18 protein-coding genes, 5 tRNA genes and 1 pseudogene are annotated in these 23,076 nt (G+C 37.9%); 6 read left to right on the top strand and 18 right to left on the bottom strand.

All coding sequences use genetic code 11. From position 1 onward, the window contains the following. Nucleotides 1–11 precede the first annotated feature (11 nt). The 13 genes and pseudogenes from rpoB to ACFX5U_RS02660 all read right to left on the bottom strand — a co-directional run bounded on the left by rpoB (nucleotide 12) and on the right by ACFX5U_RS02660 (nucleotide 9,037). Nucleotides 12–3,823: pseudogene (rpoB, locus tag ACFX5U_RS02720) on the bottom strand (DNA-directed RNA polymerase subunit beta). 169 nt (nucleotides 3,824–3,992) lie between these two features. Then, entirely contained in the window at nucleotides 3,993–4,364 is a 372-nt protein-coding gene (gene rplL, locus ACFX5U_RS02715) for a 50S ribosomal protein L7/L12 (protein ID WP_038696059.1), read from the bottom strand. Nucleotides 4,365–4,444: 80 nt separating this feature from the next. Beyond that, nucleotides 4,445–4,963: a 50S ribosomal protein L10 gene (rplJ, locus tag ACFX5U_RS02710; protein WP_038696057.1), complete on the bottom strand. Its 519-nt coding sequence runs from the start codon at nucleotides 4,961–4,963 to the stop codon at nucleotides 4,445–4,447. Between the two features lie 2 nt (nucleotides 4,964–4,965). Beyond that, the gene (gene rplA / locus ACFX5U_RS02705) at nucleotides 4,966–5,664 is read right to left on the bottom strand and encodes a 50S ribosomal protein L1 (protein ID WP_038702107.1); all 699 of its coding nucleotides are present in this window, start codon (nucleotides 5,662–5,664) and stop codon (nucleotides 4,966–4,968) included. Nucleotides 5,665–5,684: 20 nt separating this feature from the next. Then, nucleotides 5,685–6,128 (bottom strand): 50S ribosomal protein L11, encoded by a 444-nt coding sequence (gene rplK / locus ACFX5U_RS02700; RefSeq protein ID WP_021191050.1) that lies wholly within the window; start codon nucleotides 6,126–6,128, stop codon nucleotides 5,685–5,687. Nucleotides 6,129–6,314: 186 nt separating this feature from the next. Continuing rightward, nucleotides 6,315–6,860 (bottom strand): transcription termination/antitermination protein NusG, encoded by a 546-nt coding sequence (nusG, locus tag ACFX5U_RS02695; protein WP_038696055.1) that lies wholly within the window; start codon nucleotides 6,858–6,860, stop codon nucleotides 6,315–6,317. A gap of 18 nt (nucleotides 6,861–6,878) precedes the next feature. Next, nucleotides 6,879–7,073 carry a preprotein translocase subunit SecE gene (gene secE, locus ACFX5U_RS02690; protein ID WP_038702104.1) on the bottom strand — a complete coding sequence of 65 codons (195 nt, stop codon included), beginning with the start codon at nucleotides 7,071–7,073 and terminating at the stop codon, nucleotides 6,879–6,881. A gap of 19 nt (nucleotides 7,074–7,092) precedes the next feature. Continuing rightward, nucleotides 7,093–7,163: transfer RNA gene (locus tag ACFX5U_RS02685), tRNA-Trp, on the bottom strand. Between the two features lie 163 nt (nucleotides 7,164–7,326). Continuing rightward, entirely contained in the window at nucleotides 7,327–8,514 is a 1,188-nt protein-coding gene (gene tuf / locus ACFX5U_RS02680) for an elongation factor Tu (RefSeq protein WP_038696053.1), read from the bottom strand. A gap of 56 nt (nucleotides 8,515–8,570) precedes the next feature. After that, nucleotides 8,571–8,642 (bottom strand) — tRNA-Thr (locus tag ACFX5U_RS02675). A 93-nt stretch (nucleotides 8,643–8,735) separates the two neighbouring features. Continuing rightward, nucleotides 8,736–8,808 (bottom strand) — tRNA-Gly (locus tag ACFX5U_RS02670). 54 nt (nucleotides 8,809–8,862) lie between these two features. After that, nucleotides 8,863–8,943, bottom strand: a tRNA-Tyr gene (locus tag ACFX5U_RS02665). A 21-nt stretch (nucleotides 8,944–8,964) separates the two neighbouring features. Further along, a tRNA-Thr gene (locus ACFX5U_RS02660) sits at nucleotides 8,965–9,037 on the bottom strand. 456 nt (nucleotides 9,038–9,493) lie between these two features. Here ACFX5U_RS02660 and ACFX5U_RS02655 point away from each other — a divergent pair. Continuing rightward, on the top strand, nucleotides 9,494–10,657 hold the full coding sequence (locus ACFX5U_RS02655) for a BamA/TamA family outer membrane protein (RefSeq protein WP_038696052.1): 1,164 nt from the start codon (nucleotides 9,494–9,496) through the stop codon (nucleotides 10,655–10,657). A 75-nt stretch (nucleotides 10,658–10,732) separates the two neighbouring features. On the opposite strand, the gene ACFX5U_RS02650 is transcribed toward ACFX5U_RS02655, so the two are convergent. The 5 genes from ACFX5U_RS02650 to ACFX5U_RS02630 form a co-directional block, all read right to left on the bottom strand. Further along, nucleotides 10,733–11,260, bottom strand: coding sequence for a hypothetical protein (locus tag ACFX5U_RS02650; RefSeq protein WP_400262427.1), 528 nt, complete (start codon nucleotides 11,258–11,260; stop codon nucleotides 10,733–10,735). 424 nt (nucleotides 11,261–11,684) lie between these two features. Beyond that, a complete protein-coding gene (locus ACFX5U_RS02645; protein WP_400262426.1) occupies nucleotides 11,685–12,962 on the bottom strand; it encodes a sensor histidine kinase in 1,278 nt (425 codons plus the stop codon). Nucleotides 12,963–13,003: 41 nt separating this feature from the next. Then, a complete protein-coding gene (locus tag ACFX5U_RS02640; RefSeq protein ID WP_400262425.1) occupies nucleotides 13,004–13,837 on the bottom strand; it encodes a sigma 54-interacting transcriptional regulator in 834 nt (277 codons plus the stop codon). Further along, a complete protein-coding gene (locus ACFX5U_RS02635) occupies nucleotides 13,776–14,366 on the bottom strand; it encodes a sigma-54-dependent transcriptional regulator (RefSeq protein WP_400262424.1) in 591 nt (196 codons plus the stop codon). Before ACFX5U_RS02635 ends, ACFX5U_RS02640 begins: the two co-directional genes overlap by 62 nt. 17 nt (nucleotides 14,367–14,383) lie before the next feature. Beyond that, on the bottom strand, nucleotides 14,384–15,685 hold the full coding sequence (locus tag ACFX5U_RS02630; RefSeq protein ID WP_400262423.1) for a TolC family protein: 1,302 nt from the start codon (nucleotides 15,683–15,685) through the stop codon (nucleotides 14,384–14,386). Nucleotides 15,686–16,008: 323 nt separating this feature from the next. Between ACFX5U_RS02630 and ACFX5U_RS02625 the strand changes: the two genes are divergently transcribed. From ACFX5U_RS02625 to ACFX5U_RS02605, 5 genes are all read left to right on the top strand, one after another. Further along, a complete protein-coding gene (locus tag ACFX5U_RS02625) occupies nucleotides 16,009–17,262 on the top strand; it encodes an efflux RND transporter periplasmic adaptor subunit (protein WP_280570649.1) in 1,254 nt (417 codons plus the stop codon). A 114-nt stretch (nucleotides 17,263–17,376) separates the two neighbouring features. Next, nucleotides 17,377–19,746, top strand: a complete 2,370-nt coding sequence (locus ACFX5U_RS02620) for an ABC transporter permease (RefSeq protein WP_400262422.1) — start codon at nucleotides 17,377–17,379, stop codon at nucleotides 19,744–19,746. A gap of 91 nt (nucleotides 19,747–19,837) precedes the next feature. Further along, entirely contained in the window at nucleotides 19,838–20,515 is a 678-nt protein-coding gene (locus tag ACFX5U_RS02615; protein ID WP_038702102.1) for an ABC transporter ATP-binding protein, read from the top strand. A gap of 115 nt (nucleotides 20,516–20,630) precedes the next feature. Next, nucleotides 20,631–21,860 carry an ABC transporter permease gene (locus tag ACFX5U_RS02610; RefSeq protein ID WP_400262421.1) on the top strand — a complete coding sequence of 410 codons (1,230 nt, stop codon included), beginning with the start codon at nucleotides 20,631–20,633 and terminating at the stop codon, nucleotides 21,858–21,860. A 52-nt stretch (nucleotides 21,861–21,912) separates the two neighbouring features. Then, nucleotides 21,913–23,034, top strand: a complete 1,122-nt coding sequence (locus ACFX5U_RS02605) for an ABC transporter permease (RefSeq protein WP_400263563.1) — start codon at nucleotides 21,913–21,915, stop codon at nucleotides 23,032–23,034. Nucleotides 23,035–23,076 lie beyond the last annotated feature (42 nt).

Below are 23,076 nucleotides of genomic sequence, written 5' to 3'. Positions count from 1 at the left end.
CTTTTGCTTAATTAATCCAATGTGATATCTAGACCTAAACCACGTAACTCATGTACCAATACGTTGAACGATTCTGGCACCGATGGAGTTGGTAAGTTGTTTCCTTTTACGATAGCCTCGTAAGTTTTAGCACGACCAACAACATCATCAGACTTAACAGTTAAGATTTCTTGCAAGATATTAGATGCACCAAATGCCTCTAATGCCCAAACCTCCATCTCACCGAAACGCTGACCCCCGAATTGGGCTTTACCACCCAATGGTTGTTGAGTAATCAATGAGTATGGTCCGATAGAACGAGCGTGCATTTTATCATCAACCATGTGACCTAATTTTAACATATAAATCACACCAACTGTAGTTGGTTGGTCAAAACGATCACCCGTTAAACCATTATAAAGGTAAGTTTCTACCTGAAGCTGGTAAACCTGCTTTAGCTACCCAGTCTTCTACCTCTTCTTTTTCTGCACCATCAAAAATAGGAGTTGCAAATTTAACACCTAATTTTTGACCAGCCCAACCCAAAACAGTTTCGTAAATCTGTCCTAAGTTCATACGAGAAGGTACACCCAATGGGTTTAACACGATATCTACTGGTGTTCCGTCATCTAAGAAAGGCATATCTTCATCACGTACGATACGTGCAACAATACCTTTATTACCGTGACGACCAGCCATCTTATCCCCTACTTTCAATTTACGTTTCTTCGCTACGTAAACTTTAGCCATTTGAACAATACCCGATGGCAATTCATCACCGACAGAAATAGCGAATTTATCACGTTTAAAACTACCCAACTCTTCGTTTAACTTGATGTTATAGAAGTGCAAAGAAGCTTTAATCATTTCATTCTTATCTTCGTCTGTTGTCCAACCTGTTGGGTTGATATTATTATAGTCTAGTTCAGCTAAGATTTTTTGCGTAAACTTAGCACCTTTTGCTACTAATAATTCTTTATAAACATTATAGATGCCTTGAGCAGTTTTACCATTTACAATCGTAAACAACTTCTCTATTAGGCGTTCTTTCAAAATCTTAACAGCTCTATCGTGTGCTATTTCCAATTTATCTAATGTCTTACGTTCAACTTCTTTAGACATCTTTTTAGCACGTGCGAATAACTTCGTATCGATAACTACACCTTTCAATGAAGGAGAAGCTTTCAATGAAGCATCTTTCACGTCGCCAGCTTTGTCACCAAAGATTGCACGTAACAACTTTTCTTCTGGAGAAGGATCAGATTCACCTTTTGGCGTAATTTTACCAATCAAGATATCACCACCATTCACTTCAGCACCAATACGGATGATTCCGTTTTCGTCCAAGTCTTTAGTCGCTTCTTCCGAAACGTTAGGGATATCTGCTGTTAACTCTTCTTCACCACGTTTTGTATCACGAACTTCAAGTTCAAACTCTTCGATATGAAGAGAAGTAAACCAATCTTCTTTTGCTACACGCTCAGAAATTACGATCGCATCCTCAAAGTTATATCCTTGCCAAGGCATGAATGCAACTTTCAAGTTACGTCCTAAAGCTAATTCACCATTTTCAGTTGCATAACCCTCACACAATACTTGACCTTTAGTCACGCGTTGACCTTTACCTACGATAGGTTTTAAGTTCATACACGTATTCTGGTTGGTTTTCTTGAATTTAATCAATCTATAAGTCATGACATCATCATCAAATGACACTAAACGGTCATCATCAGTACGGTCATAACGAATTTTGATTTCATCCGCATCTACGTACTCAACCACACCATTACCCTCAGCATTAATTAATGTACGAGAATCTTTCGCGACACGGCCTTCTAGACCAGTACCCACGATAGGTGCTTGTGGACGTAAAATAGGAACAGCTTGACGCTGCATGTTTGATCCCATCAATGCACGGTTGGCATCATCATGCTCCAAGAAAGGAATTAATGAAGCCGCAATAGATGTAATTTGATTAGGAGCAACATCCATATAATCCAAACGCGTAGGTTCGATTACCGGGAAATCACCAAAATATCTCGCTTTTACTTTAGCATCGATAAAATTACCATTATCATCATATTGTGCATTTGCTTGACCGATTGTTTTCTCATCTTCGTCCTCTGCAGATAAATAATGAACAGGTTCTTCAACCACAACACGACCATCTTCAACACGACGGTATGGCGTTTCGATAAAACCTAAATTATTAATCTTAGCGTGAACAGCTAATGATGAAATCAAACCAATATTTGGTCCCTCAGGAGTTTCGATAGTACACAAACGACCGTAGTGCGTATAGTGAACGTCACGAACCTCGAAACCTGCACGCTCACGAGAAAGACCACCTGGACCTAAAGCTGAAAGACGACGCTTGTGCGTAATTTCTGCTAAAGGATTCGTCTGGTCCATGAACTGCGATAACTGGTTAGTACCAAAGAAAGAATTAATAACAGACGATAACGTACGTGCATTAATTAAATCTGTAGGTGTAAACACCTCATTATCACGAATGTTCATGCGCTCACGAATTGTACGTGCCATACGAGAAAGACCTACTCCAAATTGTGCGTATAATTGCTCACCTACTGTACGTACACGACGGTTAGATAAGTGGTCAATATCATCGACTTCAGCTTTAGAGTTGATTAAGTTAATCAAATACTTCACGATAGCGATGATATCTTCACGAGTCAATACCTTCGTTTCATCTGGCGTATTTAATTTCAATTTACGGTTAATGCGGTAACGACCAACATCCCCCAAATCGTAACGTTTGTCCGAGAAGAATAAACGATCGATGATACCACGAGCAGTTTCCTCATCAGGTGGTTCAGCGTTACGCAATTGACGATAGATATGCTCTACCGCTTCTTTCTCAGAGTTCGACGTATCTTTTTGTAATGTATTATATATAATCGAATAGTCAGCATTATTAGACGCATCTTCTTTCGCTAGAATAATAGATTTAACTCCAGCATCGATGATCATGTCAATGTGATCTTCTTCTAAAACAGTCTCACGTTCAAGGATGATTTCATTACGATCGATGGATACTACTTCACCCGTATCTTCATCAACGAAATCTTCAATCCATTTTTTTAATACCCTTGCCGCCAAACGACGACCAACGTATTTTTTAAGACCAGATTTACTAACTTTAACCTCATCAGCAAGATCGAATAATTCTAAGATATCCTTATCCGAGTCATAACCAATAGCACGTAATAAAGTAGTAACTGGGAATTTTTTCTTACGGTCGATATAAGCATACATGACGTTATTAACATCCGTTGCAAATTCAATCCAAGACCCTTTAAAAGGGATTACCCTTGCAGAATAAAGTTTAGTACCATTTGTGTGTCTACTTTGACCAAAGAAAACGCCAGGTGAACGGTGTAATTGAGATACGATCACGCGCTCCGCACCATTAATCACGAAAGTACCTTTCGGTGTCATATATGGGATAGTTTCCCAAATATACGTCCTGTACAATAGTTTCGAAATCTTCGTGTTCTTCATCATTACATGATAACTTCAGCTTAGCCTTTAAAGGTACGCTATAAGTTAACCCACGTTCGATACATTCTTGAATATCATAGCGAGGAGGATCAATGAAATAATCCAAAAACTCGAGCACAAAAATGTTTCTTGAATCAGAAATAGGGAAGTTTTCCGAGAATACCTTGAACAGCCCTTCCTGATGGCGGTTGTCAGAAGTAGTTTCTAATTGAAAAAACTCCTTGAAAGATTGCAATTGCACATCTAAGAAATCTGGATATTCCAGAACTTTCCTGCTTGTCGCAAAATTTACTCTTTCTTGTTGAATATTATTGTTTGCCAAGGGGATATGAATTTTAGTTTTAAAAAAACTGAGCTTAACTATGCTGTTATTACTACATCTCGACTATGTTCAGCACACACATAGACTAGTAGTCAAATATCATAAATAGGAATAGACTCTAACGAAAATACGTCAGAGTCTAAACCTTTTAAGGGCTTGTTAGCTAAGATTATTTAATCTCAACAACAGCTCCAGCTTCTTCTAATTGTTGTTTCAAAGCTTCTGCTTCGTCTTTAGAAACACCAGTTTTGATTTCTTTAGGAGCACCATCAACTAAATCTTTAGCTTCTTTCAAGCCTAATCCAGCTAAATCTTTTACTAATTTAACTACAGCTAATTTAGCACCACCAGCTTCTTTCAAGATAACATCGAAAGATGTTTTCTCTTCAGCAGCAGCAGCTTCAGCTGGAGCAGCAGCAACTGCAACAGCAGCAGCAGCAGGCTCGATACCGTACTCGTCTTTTAAGATATCAGCTAATTCTTTAACTTCTTTTACTGTTAAGTTTACTAACTGTTCAGCAAGTTGTTTTAAATCTGCCATTTTATTTTGAATTTTTGAATGTCGTTATGAAAAATTGTTATTAATAATAGTACGAATGTTTTATTTTAAAAGAGTATTCGTTAACCTCTTTGTTCTAAAGCTTTTACTAAACCTGAAATCGTATTTCCACCCGATTGAAGAGCTGAAATAACATTCTTAGCAGGAGATTCCAATGCAGCGATAACATCAGCAATGAGTTCATTTTTAGATTTAAGACTCACTAATGCTTTCAACTGATCATCACCTACAAATGCAGTTTCTTGGATATAAGCAGCTTTTAACAAAGGTTTAGCACCTTCTTTACGTAAAGCTTGGATTAATTTAGCTGGAGCATTTGCGATTTCAGAGAACATGATAGTTGACGCACCTTTCAATGCTCCTACTAATTCCTCTGACTCAATGCCAGCTTCGATTAATGCTTTTTTGATTAAAGTGTTTTTAACAGCTTTAATTTGAATATCACTTTCGAAACATTTGCGACGAATGCCATTCACTTTCTCCACCGATAAATCAGAAGTATCAGTAATATAGAAATTACCGAAGGATTTAATCTGCTCGGCCAAAGCTAGAACAATTTCTTGTTTTTCTTCTTTTCTCATGATTAAATACCCGCTACTGATTTAGTTTCAATATGAATACCAGGACTCATAGTTGAGGAAATGTGAATGCTTTTAAAGTATGTTCCTTTAGCTGCAGACGGTTTCAAACGAGAGATAGTTTGTAATACCTCTAATGCGTTTTCATAAATTTTGTCTGCATCGAACGACGCTTTACCAACTGAAGTATGGATGATACCAGTTTTATCAACTTTGAAATCAATCTTACCGCCTTTAACATCTGTTACTGCTTTACCTACATCTGTAGTTACAGTTCCAGTTTTAGGATTTGGCATTAAGTTTCTTGGACCTAAAATACGACCCAATTTACCTACTTTAGCCATCACACTAGGCATTGTAATAATGATATCAACGTCAGTCCAACCGCCTTCAATTTTACTGATATACTCATCTAAACCTACGAAATCAGCTCCTGCCGCTTTAGCTTCTTCTTCCTTATCAGGAGTACATAAAACTAAAACACGAACAGTTTTACCAGTTCCGTGAGGTAAAGTTGCAATACCACGAACCATTTGATTTGCTTTACGAGGATCTACGCCTAAACGAACGTCGATATCCACAGAAGCATCGAATTTGGTCAATGAGATTTCTTTAACTAAAGCCGCAGCTTCTTTTAAAGAGTATGCTTTACCAGCTTCAATTTTGGATAGTGCCGCTTTTTGATTTTTTGTTAATCTAGCCACTTTTCTTAAATTGATTTTAATTAATTGTTCCAAGGAGCATTACCGGCAACGGTAATCCCCATACTACGTGCTGTCCCAGCTACCATTCTCATAGCAGCATCTAAAGTGAACGCGTTTAAATCTACCATTTTATCTTTAGCGATAACTTCAACTTGTTCCCAAGTAACTGAAGCTACCTTTTTACGGTTAGGCTCACCTGAACCGCTTTTCAACCCTGCAGTTTCTTTCAATTGAATAGCAACTGGTGGAGTTTTAATGATAAAATCAAAAGATTTATCGGCGTAAACTGTAATGACAACAGGCAATACTTTTCCTGGTTTGTCTTGCGTACGAGCATTGAACTGTTTACAGAAATCCATAATGTTCACACCTTTAGCACCTAATGCAGGTCCTACCGGTGGTGATGGATTCGCAGCTCCGCCCTTAACTTGTAATTTTACTAACGCACTGACTTCTTTTGCCATCTTGTTTTGAATTAAATTATTAAATGTTTGTTAGTAAGTTGGAAGCAAATAACGTAACATTTATTATTTCACTTGGCGATTAACTTGCGTTTAACCACCAAATGAGGTGCAAAGATATATAGAATTAAATCTAAATGCAAATTTTATTTAACATAAAAAGAGCAAAGTTGAACTTCGCTCTTTTTATTATTCTTTTTCTACTTGCATGTAGTTTAATTCCAATGGTGTTTTTCTTCCGAAAACTTTCACCATTACGATTAATTTTTTCTTGTCTTCGTGAACTTCTTCAATCTCACCTGTGAAACCATTAAACGGACCATCATTCACCTTCACAGTCTCACCAACGTAATATGGTACATTAATTGTCTCACCTTGCTCAGCCATCTCATCTACTTTACCTAGAATACGATTAACCTCTGCTTGGCGCAATGGAATAGCATTACCTGCTTTATCCCCTAAAAATCCAATAACACTATTAACTCCTTTAATGATGTGTTCCAACTCACCATCTAAAGCAACCTCTATTAAAACGTACCCAGGATAATAGTTACGCTCTTTAGCCACTTTCTTCCCATCACGCATCAAATAGTACTTCTCCATCGGAATCAACACTTGAGTAACCAAATGCTCAATTCCTAAACGGCTAACTTCGGCATCAATATATTGCTTTACCTTCTTCTCCTTACCACTCACTGCACGAACTACGTACCATTTTAAACTTTGATCTGCCATAAATAATGTTTGATGAAATTAAGAAGCAATACCGTACAATAACTCTAATACGTTACTTGAAGCTTTATCCATTACAAAAACCAATAATGCTATTATAACAGAAGCAACAAGTACAATTACAGCGGAGTTTTGCAACTGAGCCCAAGTAGGCCAAGTAACCTTCTCTGTAATCTCGACATAAGAGTCTTTAAAAAAATCCAGTACTTTTGCCATTTTCAGTTTATTTATTAAGCACGGGAACAAGGATTCGAACCCTGATCAAAGGTTTTGGAGACCTCTATTCTACCGTTGAACTATTCCCGTGTATTTCTTATTTTGATGATGCAAATATAGTGTTTTAAACTATTCCCTGCAAATATTTTTACTCTTTTTTTATTGTTTTTTAATCAATATTCCGGATGGAAAAAATAAGCTAATCAGTATGAACTGATTAGCTTATTATATGGTATTTTAAAATCTTTTCAGATTATAAAATTTCAGTTACCTGACCAGCACCTACAGTTCTACCACCTTCACGGATAGCGAAACGTAGACCTTTTTCCATAGCGATAGCAGAGATCAATTTAACAGTGATCGTAACGTTATCACCTGGCATTACCATCTCAGTACCTTCAGCTAAAGTGATTTCACCTGTAACATCTGTTGTACGGAAATAGAATTGAGGACGGTATTTGTTAAAGAATGGTGTGTGACGACCACCTTCAGCTTTTGATAAAACGTAAACCTCAGCTTTGAAATAATCGTGAGGAGTTACTGTACCTGGTTTAACGATAACCATACCACGTTTGATATCAGTTTTCTCAATACCACGTAATAATAAACCTACGTTATCACCAGCTTCACCGTAATCCAAAATTTTACGGAACATCTCAACACCTGTTACTGTAGATTTCAAACCTTCAGCAGCACCCATACCTAAAATCTCAACTGGATCTCCAGAGTTGATTACACCTCTTTCAATACGACCTGTAGCAACAGTACCACGACCTGTGATCGAGAATACATCCTCTACTGGCATTAAGAAAGGTAATTCAGTTAAACGTGGAGGAATTGGAATGTAGTTATCAACAGCATCCATTAATTCCATAATTTTAGCAACCCACTCAGGCTCTCCGTTAAGGGCACCTAAAGCAGAACCTTTGATTACTGGAACATCATCTCCTGGATAATCGTAGAATGATAACAATTCACGAATTTCCATTTCAACTAAATCTAATAATTCTTCATCATCTACTAAGTCAGTTTTGTTTAAGAAAACAACAATTGCAGGAATACCTACTTGACGACCTAATAAGATGTGCTCACGCGTTTGAGGCATTGGACCATCAGTAGCAGCAACTACAATGATAGCACCATCCATTTGAGCAGCACCAGTAACCATGTTTTTCACGTAATCCGCGTGACCTGGACAGTCAACGTGTGCATAGTGACGACTAGCTGTTGAATACTCAACGTGTGAAGTATTAATTGTGATACCACGTTCTTTTTCTTCAGGAGCAGAGTCAATTGAATCAAATGAACGAGCTTCTGATAAACCTGCATCTGCTAATACTTTAGTAATAGCTGCAGTTGTAGTAGTTTTACCGTGGTCAACGTGACCGATTGTACCAATGTTTAAGTGTGGTTTACTACGGTCAAATTTCTCTTTTGCCATGTTTATGCGAATTAGTAATTATAAATATTTCTATACTTGTTATACAATGTTGTACGAGCCAAAGATGGGAATTGAACCCACGACCTCTTCCTTACCAAGGAAGTGCTCTACCCCTGAGCTACTTCGGCTTTAAAAAATCCTATCTACAGATTAATGCCCCCACCTTTAGATATAATATTATCAAAGAAGACAGAGACTAAAAATCAATACTTAAAAATTTGAGCGAAAGACGAGGTTCGAACTCGCGACCTATAGCTTGGAAGGCTATCGCTCTACCAACTGAGCTACTTTCGCTTTTTTGCGTTTTTCTTAGACTTTCGTCACCAACAGTACGCTAACTGCTTAGTGTGGGGGGAGAAGGATTCGAACCTTCGAAACCGAAGTAACGGATTTACAGTCCGTCCCATTTGACCGCTCTGGAACCCCCCCATAACTCTAAAGTTATGTTTGAGCCTCTTATCGGAATCGAACCAATGACCTACTGATTACAAGTCAGTTGCTCTACCAGCTGAGCTAAAGAGGCATCTTTATTTAAAAGCTTTCTTAATCTCTAAACGTTATTTCTTTTGTTTAGCGAGTGCAAATATCTATTTAATTTTTGATATGTGCAAGCTTTTTTTTATTTTTTTTCAATCTTAAAAGAACTATCAAACTTTCGGTCAGTAGCAGCGCTATTTCCCTGTTTGCTGATGCAAAGATATACACTAAACCCACATTACAAAAATATTTATTTAAAAAAAACTACACTTTTTCACAACCCCACTGATATGCAGATAAATAAAATTCACTTGAAATCTTGCGATTTATAATGTTGGCACAAAATTCGTTATTTCCGTTATTAAATAATTATTGATCGCAGAGGTGAGGTTGCTAAACCAAAGCCATCATATGTAACACTAAATAAATGTGGATGCATAAATTTGTTCTATATATGACGCAATAAAAATTGTAAATAAAACAAATTTATCTAAGTTTGGCCATGCAAAATCAAGATCATAAAAAGGTCATCAATATATTAGTTTCAGTACTACTCCTTGTTTTCATCACCGATACACAAACATTAAGAGCTCAAAACCCTGTCAAAAAAATTGTCAAAAAAGTCTTTTCCACAGAAAAAGATTCCACTCGATCTGGAGTTTTCATGATTTTACCCGCTTTGGGTTATGCCCAGGAAACAGGTGTTGAATATGGAGTCGCCAGTAATTACAATTTTTATTTAAATAAAAAAGACAGCAGCATCAGGTCATCCAATATACTATTGATGGGAACCTATACTTCAAAAAAACAATCCAATATAAAATTACAAGCAGATCTTTGGACTACTAATAATGATTACCACATTATCTCTGAAATCCGATACCGCGATTGGCCTTCCAATTTCTATGGTATTGGCATGGATACCAAAAAGGCAGATGAAGATTTGATCAGTCAAAAATTATTTCGTGCTAAGATTGAAGTGGAAAAAAAAATTGCTCCTAAATACTATACGGGTATAAATTTACAATACGATTATTTTAAATTTAGGGACAAAGAAACCGACGGTATTTTCAACGAGGCTCCTTTACTGGGGAAAGCAGGCGGCCAACAACTGCTGGTGGGAATCTCACAATTATACGACAACCGAAACAATGTATCCTATACGACAAAAGGCTATTATGCACGCGCAAAATTGGCATATGCTCCAAAACTTTGGACTAAGGAGGATTTTGAAGGTGTAAATTTCGATGCCGATCTGCGTGTATTTTTTCCTTTGCATCAAAAAGTGACACTTGCTGGACAAGCAATATATAGAAGTACGTTCGGTAAGACAGTACCTTATTATGCTTATCGTGACCTTGGCGGTGATATGATGATGAGAGGCTATTATATAGGCCGGTACAAGGATAAAAATTACTTGGCGTCACAAGCTGAGCTTCGATACAGGTTTCATCCTCGATTTGCAATCGCGGGCTTTACAGGATTGGGATCCGTATTCTCAAAAGAATACCAAGCGAGGTTTGTTCCCTCATATGGTGGTGGACTACGCTATTTCTTTAGCTTAGAGCATAGCAGTAATATTCGTCTCGAATATGCATATGGTGAACAACGTCCTGGCGAAAAAAGACAATCAGGCTTTTATTTATCACTAAGTGAAGCTTTTTAAATAGATTATAGTTATTTCAATGATCACCTTTATATGGAGGTGATCACTTTATTTTCTAAGCGGTCGCTTCTCCCCTTAAAAACGAATTAGAAAATTTTCTTTTCTTTGCCCTTTTCTAAAAAACACCAAACCCAGGTGAAAAAGGTCAATCGTTACGACAACATTTTGAGCTCTTTTTAAAAATTCCCAATGCTTTTCCCTGTTCTCAGATAGATGTGGTTCTTCTATAATCAGGATATCATGTTCAGTAATGTCAACCAATATTTCTGAATAATCTGCATCAGTATTGATATAATGAATAGTTCTCTTAAACGAGACATGGCTATGACGTTCAAATAATTGCACAAGATCATGCTGCATTGATTTGTCCGCTATTTTGAATTCCTCAAATGCAAATGCTTTCAACAAGCGTTCCAAGAACAAAAATTTTTTCACAGCCTTCTTCCCTCCCCTTTTATACACTAAAGGCACAGCTTCGACCGCAATCGAGCTGGGTCTCTGATAAAGGACCTCATCCACCAATCGATATACAAAAGGTGAATGCGTACCATGCCGACTATGAGAAACTAAATAATGGCGTAAGTATTTTAAATAATAATGCATTTCGGGTACAAATGTACATAGAGTGCTACAATTTCCAACCAAGTAGGTACCAAATTATAGATTAATATAGCTATTAAAAAGTGCTTACTTAGGGTTAGTAGGGGGTTAATAGGGATATACCCCTATTAACCCCCTACTAACCCCCTGTTAAACCCCTATTAGTACCCACTTAATTACACCTTTGGTAATAAGCTAATCCCTATAGAATAGGAATTTAATTTTCATTGTAAACATGTAACATGAAGCATCTGAAATTTGGTAAGTTAAAAGAAGAGTAGGTGCATTTTTAGGAACAGCTATTTTTCACATGGAACATCCCTCAAACAAGTGAAAGAAAGAAAGAAAGAAAGAAAGAATCTTTATGCAATGACTATTAAAGATAGTATTGATTGGAGGTATACCTAGGTAATACTTTGATAATGATTTAAAATTGCAGAATAAAAACACTTCCTTTTCCCTCTTCACTAGTCACGAAGATCGTCCCTTTATGGAGTAGCATAATTTGCTTGCTCAAGGTCAACCCAACTCCTGTCCCAGTCTTCTTCGTGGTAAAGAAGGGCGTAAAAATCTGTTCCTGTAAATCAGCAGGAATACCAATGCCATTATCTTCGATTCTTACCTGTATTTTACCGTCGACCTCAACCGCAGATAGACTGATATAAGCATCGTCTTTTGTTTTGACAGCATCTATGGCATTTAACATCAAATTGATGATAACCTGTTCGATCAGATTAACATCAGCATGCAGCACCAGTCTGGTATTTTTAAGAATGATATCAACATCTACATTTTTCTGAATAATCGTGGGTTCCAATAATTGATAGATATGCTCAAAGAGCTGGGCCACAGAGATCGGTATCAGCAGCGGTTCATCCACTTTATTGATCATCCGATAACTTTTTGCAAAGTGCAATAGCCCTTGGCTCCTTCTTTGGATTGTAGAGATACCAACTTTTAAATCCTCAATATCTTCCTGACCCCTGAAATGATCCAGTCTACCATTTAAAGTTTCTGCCAATGAACTGATTGGAGCAATAGAATTCATGATTTCATGCGTCAACACTCTAAGGAGCTTATGCCATGCTTTCGTTTCCGTTTCATCCATAGCTTCATTGATATTTTGATAAACTACAATTCGAAATACCGCTTCTTGCGTTTCAAAACTAGAGCTTTGAATGAGTAGCTTTATTTTTCCTTTACTCGATTGCACGGACTCCATCTGTTGCTCCCCTACCTTCAGACGCATCGTTTTTTCATAAAGCTCCGCATGTTTTTTTTTCAAAGCAGCAATATTCCCTAAATGTGGCATATGGAAAAACTGCTTAAAAGCGTCGTTGACCCACATGACTTTACCATTGTCCAATTGATAAAAGATAATGGCCGAATTCAACATATTGATTACCCGATCCAGATACTGATGTTGAATTTCTTTTTCAATGCTGATTTCTTTGTAAGTACTGTTTATTTGATTAAAAGCAGTAAAAAGCTGTCCTTGTTCCGTTTTAGGATTTTTAACAACAAATCTTCGTGTAAAATCATGGTATTTAACCGCTTCGGCAAACTCAACCAACTGTTTGGATAGGAAATGGAACTGCTGATAGAAGCGGTAAGCCAAAACAAGAAGAAGCATAAAAGTTAGAAAAGCATATAGATGCATGCCTAATATCAAAAGATAGGCTGTTGCCACAGATCCTAACAGCAAAAAGAGTAATTTAAAGAAAATCAACAATCGATTACCCATTATTAAATATCATACTTTTCCAATCTCCGATATAAAGCAGCTCGCGTTAAGCCCAATTCTTTGGCAGCTTTGCTAATGTTTCCATTAAACCGTTCAATGGCTGCTTTAATCGCTTTCCGTTCCAATTCTTCCAAATTGCTACCAGAAATTGACACATCGAGAGGTGTTTCTTCAGGTAATTGTTCAATTGGGGAGAAAAAGATATCATTCCCAGTGATACTCACCTCATCAGCCATGATGACTGCACGTTCTATACTATATTGTAACTCGCGCACATTACCAGGGAAATGGTAAGCAAAAAGCTTTTTCAATGCATCGGATTCAAAACCATCAATACGCTTATTATATTTCTTAGCATAGAGTCCTAAAAAATATTCTGCCAATAGTTGAACATCCTGTCCCCTTTGTCGTAAGGGTGGCACTTGAATTTCAACAGTATTGATCCGATAAATCAAATCTTTTCGGAATCTATTTTCATCTGCGAGCACTTTTAGAGTGGCATTTGTAGCGGTAATCAACCGAATATCAACAGGTATCATCTGATGTGACCCTAACGGAGTTACATACCGATTTTGGAGAACCGTCAAAAGTTTAGCCTGTTGCTGTAGCGATATGTTACCAATTTCATCCAGAAACAAGGTGCCACCATGTGCCGCTTCAAAACGACCTTGGCGATCTTCGCGAGCATCTGTAAAAGCGCCTTTTTTGTAACCAAACAGTTCACTTTCAAATAAACTTTCAGTCAACGATCCTACATCTACTTTAACATAGACTTCATGTGAACGGAGCGATCGTTTTTGAATAGCCTGAGCGATTAAATCCTTCCCTGTTTCCATTCTCTCCTAAAATAAGAATATTAGCGTCAGTAGGTGCTATTTTCTCCAATTTATATTGGAGCTCATCCATAATAACAGATTGTCCAATAATATCTGGGGCACCATTTCCACTTAAAAAATCATTTTTTAATTTTTTTTCCTGGTTTTTATTCTCAGATAAAGTACTCGATATGGTCGTTAATAGCTGTTCATTTACCCATGGTTTCACGACAAAATCAGAAGCTCCCTGTTTGAGTGATTTAACAGCGAGATCCACTGCTCCATAAGCTGTGATCATAATGACCCGAATAGCTGGGTATTTTTCTTTTATTCGAGACAGCCAAAATAAACCCTCATTACCGGTATTGATTGTACTTTTAAAATTCATGTCCAACAATACCAGATCATAGGCCATTTTATCTAGGTGTCCTATCAGATTTTCTGGATTAGGTTCCACCTGGACATGCCCTACTTTCGGTTTGAGTAGTATCCTTACGGCTGTTAATAAATCTTGATCGTCATCAACGACCAATATAGCTGCTTTTTTCATTTACAAATCTAAGGTAGTTATAAATTCAAAGAGCCTGCATAGTAATCATTGATATATTTTTGCAATAACCATTCATACTGCTTCACGAGCAATTGATTCCGGCTATTATCCAATTTATTCTTTGCGGTCAAGAAGACAACAGAATTGCTATTCCCGGCTTCAAAATGAACTTGTGCTATACGAAACGATTCGGTATAGCTCTGCTCTTGTTCCCTTAAGTGTACAATATTACTGCTTACATTTTTTAGATTAAATACAGCCTTTGAAGTTTCCATTCGTAGCTCATTTAAGGCAATTTCCTTTTGTAGTTTAGTCGTCTCTAAATCCAATTTAGCTAATTTCACCTGATTATAGACCGCTAGATTATTAAAAATCGGAATCGCTAGATTTAATGATACAGATTTTCCTAAATTATTATTAAACTGTTTCCAATAACCAAAATCGGCCACATTGGAATAGTTTGTCGACAATCCGGCACTTAAAGAAAGTGATGGCCAATAACTCGATTTTGCTAATTTGATATTTCTTTCAGCTGCTTTTATCCGCCAGTCTAAGGCAGGAATGATGGGCAAACTTTCGCGGGCAGTGGCATATAATTGTGATGAAGTTCTGATTTCGGCATCATGCTTCAGCTCCACAGGTTTCAATTCTCCTAAATCCACTTCTTCTATATTAAGCAAATTAGCAAGGCGTAGCCGATTCATATATAAGAGCTGCTTATTATTTTCGATCGTATTGATATCATTCGCATATTGACCTTTTAAATCATAATAATCCCCCGGAGCAAATGCACCTTCCGCATGCATCACATCTGCCCTACGCAACTGTTCTTTTGTCACTTCAGTTTGTAATTCCGATTGTTTCAATACATCCTGTGCCGTTAAAATTTGGATATACGCTTCAATAACATCCAGTTTTAATTCATTGATTTGGGTATCAAATTCCAATTTACTTGCTGCTTTTGCATCTGCTTTCATGCGGATATCATGTAAAATACGAAACCCATTAAAAATAGGAACGTTGGCCCCTACTGAAAAGCCACCTGAAGAATTGTTGGTTGTGGTGTATTGATTGAGTGTTTTATCCAAATAGCGTCCGGAGCTCAAGCCATGGTTTAAATTGGCATTGACATCTGGCAGGCGATTGGCTTTTGCTTGATTCAGTTGGATATTCGCACGCTTAACTTCATATCCATTTTGTAACAAGGTCGGATTTTCCTGTACGGCCAATTGCACACATTCGGCAAGTGAGCGTTCTTGAGCATGTATATGTGTCAAACTATAAAAAAAGCATATACTATATAGGACGATTCGTTTCATATTCCATATTTTTGATTCATTAACCATAGGCCATGCCAAACAAACAAGAAGTTAATTATCAGCGCAATAACAAATACGGTTAATGATACATGTTCATCTTCGTACAATCAGGTGTTCGATTACGAACACCTGTCCTTGGATGGATTTATTTGGGGAATTGTATCCAATTTAATCACTGTTTTTATACAGGATGTTCGACTACGTACAGCTAGTGTCCGTAATCGAACAGTACGACCATTAGCTAAAGCAACCAAACAACTAATTAACAGCAACTTATATTTATGGCACAGCTTTCATAGTTACTTGTGAAATTGATACGAATTATGGACAGACCCTTAGAGAAGAAAAAGTGGAACAATAAACGCATATTAACCTTGGTAGGTATCGCAGGTTTGGTCGGTCTTATTTCAGCTAGTTTTTATTTTACAAGTGGAAACAGTAAGCTGAATGTTGAGGCAGACCGTATCTCTATCGTGGAGGTTACCAACAACAATTTTCAGGAATTTATACCCATTAACGGTAGTGTTCTACCGATTAGCAGCATCTATCTAGATGCTTCTGTAGGAGGTCGTGTGGAGGAAAAATATGTAGAAGATGGAGCAATATTAAAAAAAGGTGATCCCATTATGCGTCTTTCCAACATGGATCAGGAACTCAACCTCATACAACAGGAAACCCAGGTATTAAACTTACTTACGCAATCTCAGATTGCTCAAACCAATGCACAACAGGTTTCGATCAACAACCGTAATCAGATGGCCGATGTAGAGCAGGCTTATAAAGAGGCTGAACGGGTATATCAGTTAAATCAAAAATTATTGAACGAGAAAGCTATTGGTTCGCAAGAATTTGAAAAATCTAAAAATGAATATAATTATCAAAAAGAGCGTGTCAATCTGACTAAACAGATTTTAAAGCAAGATGAAGTTTCAACGAACCAAAAAGCAAATCAGGATAAAGAGACTTATCACCGCACACAAAGTGCGTTGGAGTTAATGAAACGAAAAATAGGTGATTTGGTCATCCGTTCCCCTGTTGATGGACAACTGACTTCATTTGACGCGGAAATAGGGCAAAACAAGAATGCTGGAGAAAGATTAGGGCAGATCGATGTATTGACTGGCTTCAAAGTTAGGGCAGATATCGATGAACATTATATCAGCCGCATCTTTCCAGATTTACAGGGAGAATTCAGCATCGGTGATAAAAACTATAAACTGAGTATCAAAAAGGTTTATACACAAGTGACCAATGGTCGCTTTCAAGTCGACATGGAATTTATCAATGAAGTACCTAAAGGTATTCGCCGTGGACAAACCTTACAGATTCGATTGGCTTTAAGCGATGAAACCAAGGCGCTCTTACTGGCTAAAGGAGGTTTCTACCAACAAACTGGTGGTAACTGGATCTTCAAATTAGATAAAAATGGAACAACTGCTTATCGCGTAGACATCCAATTGGGTAGACAGAATCCAGAGTATTACGAAGTCATTAAAGGTTTGCAACCTGGAGATAAAGTTATTGTTTCGAGTTATGAAACTTATGACAAAGTGCAGGAACTGAATATCAAACGATAGTGGTCATCAAAAAGTATACACACGTTTAATAAAAAAAAACATAAAAAGAGGACAAAAGTATAGGAATGCTCATTGGAATGAGCCCTAAACTGATTAACCAAAACATGCATTAAAATGATTAAGAATTTTTTCACATCCGCCTTTCGTAATCTCTGGAAAACCAAAGGTTACAGCTTTCTGAATATCTTTGGACTAGCCATTGGAATTGCGGCAGCGTCTCTGATTTTTCTATGGGTGGAGAATGAAGTGACCCGAAATGATCACTTTTCAAACAAAAAAGATATCTATGTCGTAAAATCCCAACAGAAATACGATGACGCCATCAGTGTTTTTGAGGCTACTCCAGGGTTGTTAGGTCCTGCTATTCAAGCGGAAATTCCGGGTATCAAAAATGTAGCCCGCTTGGATTGGAGCAATTCGTTTCTTTTCTCGGTGGGTGATAAAAACTTATATCAACGTGGGTACCATGCCGACCCCGCTATACTAGATATCTTATCCGTCGAGTTTTTAGCAGGAAATCGAGCATCTGCCTTAACTGATTTAAACAATATTGTTTTAAATGAACGTGTTGCTCAGAATCTCTTTGGAAAAGAATCTGCTATCGGAAAGACCGTTCGCGTAAACAATAAGGAAAGCTATATCGTATCTGGTATCGTGAAAGAGTTTCCAAAAAATAGTAGTTATCGCTTTGACTGGTTGATTAATTTCAAAAAATATGAAGCGACTAATCAGTGGTTAAACCAATGGGGTAGTAACAGTGTGATGACGTTAGTGCAAACGGAAACAAATGCTGATATCACTAAAATCAATGCTGCAATGCTCGAATTTGTAGCGCGTAAGACTGATGGTCAAGTTACATTTTCCAAAAACTTCATCTACCCCATGGAGCGTTGGAACCTGTATAATCGATTTGATAAAGACGGTCATGAACAAGAAGGGTTTATTAAATACGTCCGTTTGTTTAGCGTGATTGCTTGGGTTGTGCTTTTGATTGCATGTATTAATTTTATGAACCTAGCTACTGCCCGTTCCGAGAAAAGAGCCAAAGAAGTGGGGATGCGTAAAGTCGTGGGGGCAAGTCGTCAAACACTTATATTCCAATTTTTGAGCGAATCACTTTTATATGCCTTTCTATCAACTTTAGTCGCTATAGGATTCGTTTATTTATCCATCAGTTCTTTCAACAGCCTTATCTATAAAGAGCTAAACGTAAACCTATTCAAATCTACACACCTATTTTTTATGATCGGCATCATATTCAGCTGTGGACTATTAGCCGGTAGCTATCCTGCATTTTATTTATCATCATTGAACCCGTTAAAATCAATAAAGGGAGGTAAACAAAAAGGGAAATCGGCTGGTTTTATCCGTAAAGGTCTTGTAATCTTACAATACAGTGCTTCTGTTGTTTTGATTATCTGCACGATTATTATCTATCAGCAAATTCAACATGCCAAAAATAGAGATATGGGCTACGACCGTAGTCAGGTCATCACGACTCCATTACGTGGCGACATGGCAGAGCACTTAGCTGTTATTAAAGATGAACTTAAAGCGACTGGCCATATTGAGGCCGTTGGCATAAGCGATATGAATGTCATGGAGATTTACTCAAATAGTGGCGGCTTTGATTGGGACGGTAAAGACAAAAACACGAACCCTCTCATCGGTATTTTAAAAACAGATGAAGATCTGATCACGAGCTTAGGCATGAAATTATATGATGGTCGCAATTTTCGTTCAAAATTTGTAGGCGATAGCAGTTCCATTATTATCAATGAAACCTTTGCTAAAATGATAAAAGCAGATGGCAAGGCCGCTGGACAGATAATCCGTTTTGGTAGCGACTCTTATATCGTAGCAGGTGTTGTACATGATTTTGTTTACAATAATGTGTATGCTGCATCACCTGAACCTGTAGCTTTTGCTCCTTTTAACGATGTAACGGGGATTGTCAATATCAGAACAAAAGCAGGAACAGATTTACCAAAAGCGATAGCACAAATTGAAAAAATTATAAAAACGAATAATCCTGGTTACCCCTTTGAATATAAGTTTTTGGACGAAACATTTAATACGAAATTTAGTTCAGAGCTGATGATTCAAAAACTAGCATCCGTATTTGCAGTACTTTCTATCATTATTTCTTGTTTAGGCTTATTTGGATTAGCATCCTATTCAGCCGAACAACGCTCTAAAGAAATCGGTATCCGAAAAGTATTGGGTGCATCTGTCAACCAATTAATAGGCATGCTCAATAGAGACTTCATTATACTCGTCGGCGTATCGTGTCTCATCGCTTTTCCGCTCGCTTGGTGGTTTATGCAGGACTGGTTAAACTCCTATCATTATAAAATAGAAATAGGTTGGATTGTATTTGCCCTGGCCGCATTAGCTGCCCTAGCAATTGCTACACTAACGGTAAGCTCACAAGCCTTACGGGCTGCCCTAGCAAATCCAACTAAAACGTTACGGGACGAATAAGGCCTGAATAAAATGGAAGACAACGTAAAAATAAACTTAATTACCCATTGATAACTGAAATAACATACACTTAGCTATGAGCACAAAAAATATGATCAAAATCAGCAACCTTCAAAAGTACTACCGTACAGAAGAAGTGGAAACCGTGGCACTCAACAATTTGAATATCCATGTGAAAGAGGGTGAATTTGTTGCCGTCATGGGCCCCTCAGGATGTGGTAAATCTACTTTGCTCAATATCATAGGTCTCTTAGATGATTTGGATGAAGGAAGCTACCTGTTCAATGATATTGAAGTGGCTAAGTTCAAAGAGCGTGGTCGCTCGGACTTACGGAAGCACAATATTGGTTTCGTCTTTCAGAGTTTTAACCTCATTGATGAACTGACGGTATTTGAAAACGTTGAACTTCCTTTGGTTTATACCAACGTACCTGCAGCTGAGCGCAAGCGTCGTGTAGAAGAGGTCTTGGAAAAAGTACAGATCATGCACCGTCGCAATCACTTTCCACAACAGCTTTCTGGAGGACAACAACAACGTGTTGCCGTGGCTCGTGCGGTGGTCAATAATCCGAAACTGATTTTGGCCGATGAGCCTACAGGTAACTTGGATTCGAATAATGGTAATGAAGTTATGCAATTATTGACCGAATTGAATGAAGCAGGTACAACGATCGTGATGGTTACCCACAGTGAGCATGATGCTAAATTTTCAGACCGTGTGATCCGCATGCTTGATGGGCAGGTGATTATGGAGACAGCAGCTTTGTAAAGAGAATTGCATACACTGATTGAGGACAAATACCATAACAATACATTAGAACCATATCACTTAGTGATACTCAGCAAAAATTAAAAGAGATATCCATACTCCAACACGAAATAATATGATAAAGAACTATTTGAAGTTAACCTTTCGGAACCTTTGGAAAATCAAAGGATACTCGGCCATCAATATTCTTGGACTAACCGTAGGTTTAACCAGTTTTTTGATCATCTTATTATACCTTAATTATGAGCTGAATTATGATCGTTGGGATCCGGAGTTGGAAAAAGTATACAAAGTTTCTTTACGTAAAGCCGAGAGTGATATTTCTCCCAACACACAAGCTCCTTTGGCAAATTTGTTGCGAGAAAAGGGGGCACAAATAGAAGCAAGTACGAAGATTTCGCCAGATGCCACTTTTGAAGCACCCCTTTCGGTGGGTGAAAAAACATTCTCACAAAGCGGTATGATTTCAGCTGATTCGCTATTTTTCAACGTGTTTCCTTATAAGATCGTAGCGGGTGATGCCTTAAATCCACTGCAAAAACCCAATGCTATGGTCATCAGTGAAGCAATGGCATCCAAGTTTTTCGGAAAAGAAAACCCAATAGGAAAAACCATTAAAGTATTCAATTCGTTTGAGTTGGAGGTCACTGCCGTTATGGAAAATCCAAAAGGACCTACCCACTTAGCTATTGAAATCGTACACCGTTCGCCATTTGAAAATGACAATTATCATTGGGGAAATTGGTCATTCCATACCTATGTCAAAACCAAAAATGTCCTAGCGGGAAATGAGCTAGAATCTGCCATCGATCAAATCTACTACAGGGAAAGACTACAGAAAGAAAAAGGGAAAACTTATCCGGAGTATATCAAATCTACTAATCGTGAAAGTCTTTTTGTCGATGCGGTACATGATATCCATAACTTCCCCAAGTATGGAAGCAGTCAAATTAGTACGATTTCCATTTTACTCATTTTAGCCATATTGTTGCTCTTTACTGGTGCGATTAACTTCAGCAACCTTTCCATTGCTTCCTCTTTACGTCGTGCTAAGGAAGTGGGTATAAAAAAAGTATTAGGTTCCAGCCGAGGTAATTTATTTTGGCAGTTTATGATCGAGATTGCGTTGCAATGTATCATCGCTTTACTCCTATCCATCTTAATTCTGAGTATCGCTATTCCCTATTTCAATCGTGAGTTTCCACGTATCGCTAAGCTTATTCGGACTAGGTTCTTCTTGGACATTAATAGCCCAAGTCATCGGATGTCTCCTAGTAGTCACCTTACTTTCTGGTCTTTACCCCGCTATTTTCCTCTCGCGCTACAATACGACAAAGGTACTTAAAGGTGATTATTCTACGGGTAAACAGGGTCTTGCTCTGCGCAATGGGTTGATCGTGGTTCAGTTTGTGGTAGCTGCTTTTTTCATTATCAGCATCGTTGTTGTCAACCGTCAATTAACGTATATGCAGCATTCGGACAAGGGTTTTTCTAGCGAACAGGTATTACGTGTACAGGCATTCATGATGAAAACTCGAGAAGAGAATTTTGATCAGGTGAAAAATGAACTGCTTCGTATCCCAGGGGTACAGTCCGTAGCGAAAACAACAAAAGTACCTGGCGATGTTTTGTCGGATACGTCGACCACAGACTTTAAACATAAAGGTGAATCGTATCGCATGGGATCGGTCAAGGTTAGTCAGGATTATTTTAAAACACTCCATATCGATTTAGTTGACGGTAGGTTATTCAATAATAACCATGGGGACCAACATACCCGTTCGGCGATTATTAATGAAGCTGCTGCTCATAAACTAGGCCTTCAACACGCAAACGGCGGGATGTATATCAGCTACCTTGGTTGTGACAGCATCCCTATTGAAGTGGTTGGAATCGTAAAAAACTTCAATGTATCGGGTTTTGAGCAAGAAATACAACCTACAGTCTTCACCATTGGTAATGAAGCTTGTTACTTTCAATCTGGTGGTGCCATATTGATTAAAATTTCTGGCAGTGATAGCCACAAAACGGTTGCGGGAATTGAAAAACTTTGGAAAGATATCGAACCAGGTTTAGGCATCCGCTACTCCTTTTTAGATGAAAATTTTCAGCAATTATTTGCCAGTCATATCCGTTTGCAACGCATTGTTACCTTTTTCGGATTTACGGCTATTGCGTTGGCCATTGTGGGCCTTTTCGCGCTTACCGCTTTTTTGATCGGACGTCGGACGAAAGAAATCAGTATCCGTAAAATATTGGGTGCAGACTTGGGCGATCTAGGTATTTTACTTGGTAAGGATTTTATTCGACTTGTGGCATTGGCGGTATTGATTGCTCTCCCTCTTGGCTGGTGGGCAGCTGATGCTTGGCTACAAAGCTTTGTCTACCGGATATCGCTTAATGTGTGGCTATTCACGATTTCTGCTGCTGTCCTTCTCGTCATCGCAGCCTGTACGATAGGTGTCCATATCTTAAAAGCATCGCGTTCGAATATTTCTGACAACCTGAGGAATGAGTAAAAAGTAATAGTGCCTTTACAGGCAATAAAATTAGTGTTATAA

The organism is Sphingobacterium sp. SG20118, assembly GCF_044740685.1.
Classification (GTDB): Bacteria; Bacteroidota; Bacteroidia; order Sphingobacteriales; family Sphingobacteriaceae; genus Sphingobacterium.
The sequence above is the reverse complement of the archived record's forward strand: the minus strand, read 5'-3'. Positions and strand labels throughout refer to the sequence as shown.

Excerpts from the sequence above, each read along its gene's own strand:
- rplL (WP_038696059.1), bottom strand. The coding sequence starts at position 4,364 with ATGGCAGATTTAAAACAACTTGCTGAACAGTTAGTAAACTTAACAGTA.
- rplJ (WP_038696057.1), bottom strand. The coding sequence starts at position 4,963 with ATGAGAAAAGAAGAAAAACAAGAAATTGTTCTAGCTTTGGCCGAGCAG.
- rplK (WP_021191050.1), bottom strand. The coding sequence starts at position 6,128 with ATGGCAAAAGAAGTCAGTGCGTTAGTAAAATTACAAGTTAAGGGCGGA.
- nusG (WP_038696055.1), bottom strand. The coding sequence starts at position 6,860 with ATGGCAGATCAAAGTTTAAAATGGTACGTAGTTCGTGCAGTGAGTGGT.
- secE (WP_038702104.1), bottom strand. The coding sequence starts at position 7,073 with ATGGCAAAAGTACTGGATTTTTTTAAAGACTCTTATGTCGAGATTACA.
- tuf (WP_038696053.1), bottom strand. The coding sequence starts at position 8,514 with ATGGCAAAAGAGAAATTTGACCGTAGTAAACCACACTTAAACATTGGT.
- ACFX5U_RS02655 (WP_038696052.1), top strand. The coding sequence starts at position 9,494 with ATGCAAAATCAAGATCATAAAAAGGTCATCAATATATTAGTTTCAGTA.
- ACFX5U_RS02650 (WP_400262427.1), bottom strand. The coding sequence starts at position 11,260 with ATGCATTATTATTTAAAATACTTACGCCATTATTTAGTTTCTCATAGT.
- ACFX5U_RS02640 (WP_400262425.1), bottom strand. The coding sequence starts at position 13,837 with ATGGAAACAGGGAAGGATTTAATCGCTCAGGCTATTCAAAAACGATCG.
- ACFX5U_RS02635 (WP_400262424.1), bottom strand. The coding sequence starts at position 14,366 with ATGAAAAAAGCAGCTATATTGGTCGTTGATGACGATCAAGATTTATTA.
- ACFX5U_RS02630 (WP_400262423.1), bottom strand. The coding sequence starts at position 15,685 with ATGAAACGAATCGTCCTATATAGTATATGCTTTTTTTATAGTTTGACA.
- ACFX5U_RS02625 (WP_280570649.1), top strand. The coding sequence starts at position 16,009 with ATGGACAGACCCTTAGAGAAGAAAAAGTGGAACAATAAACGCATATTA.
- ACFX5U_RS02620 (WP_400262422.1), top strand. The coding sequence starts at position 17,377 with ATGATTAAGAATTTTTTCACATCCGCCTTTCGTAATCTCTGGAAAACC.
- ACFX5U_RS02615 (WP_038702102.1), top strand. The coding sequence starts at position 19,838 with ATGATCAAAATCAGCAACCTTCAAAAGTACTACCGTACAGAAGAAGTG.
- ACFX5U_RS02610 (WP_400262421.1), top strand. The coding sequence starts at position 20,631 with ATGATAAAGAACTATTTGAAGTTAACCTTTCGGAACCTTTGGAAAATC.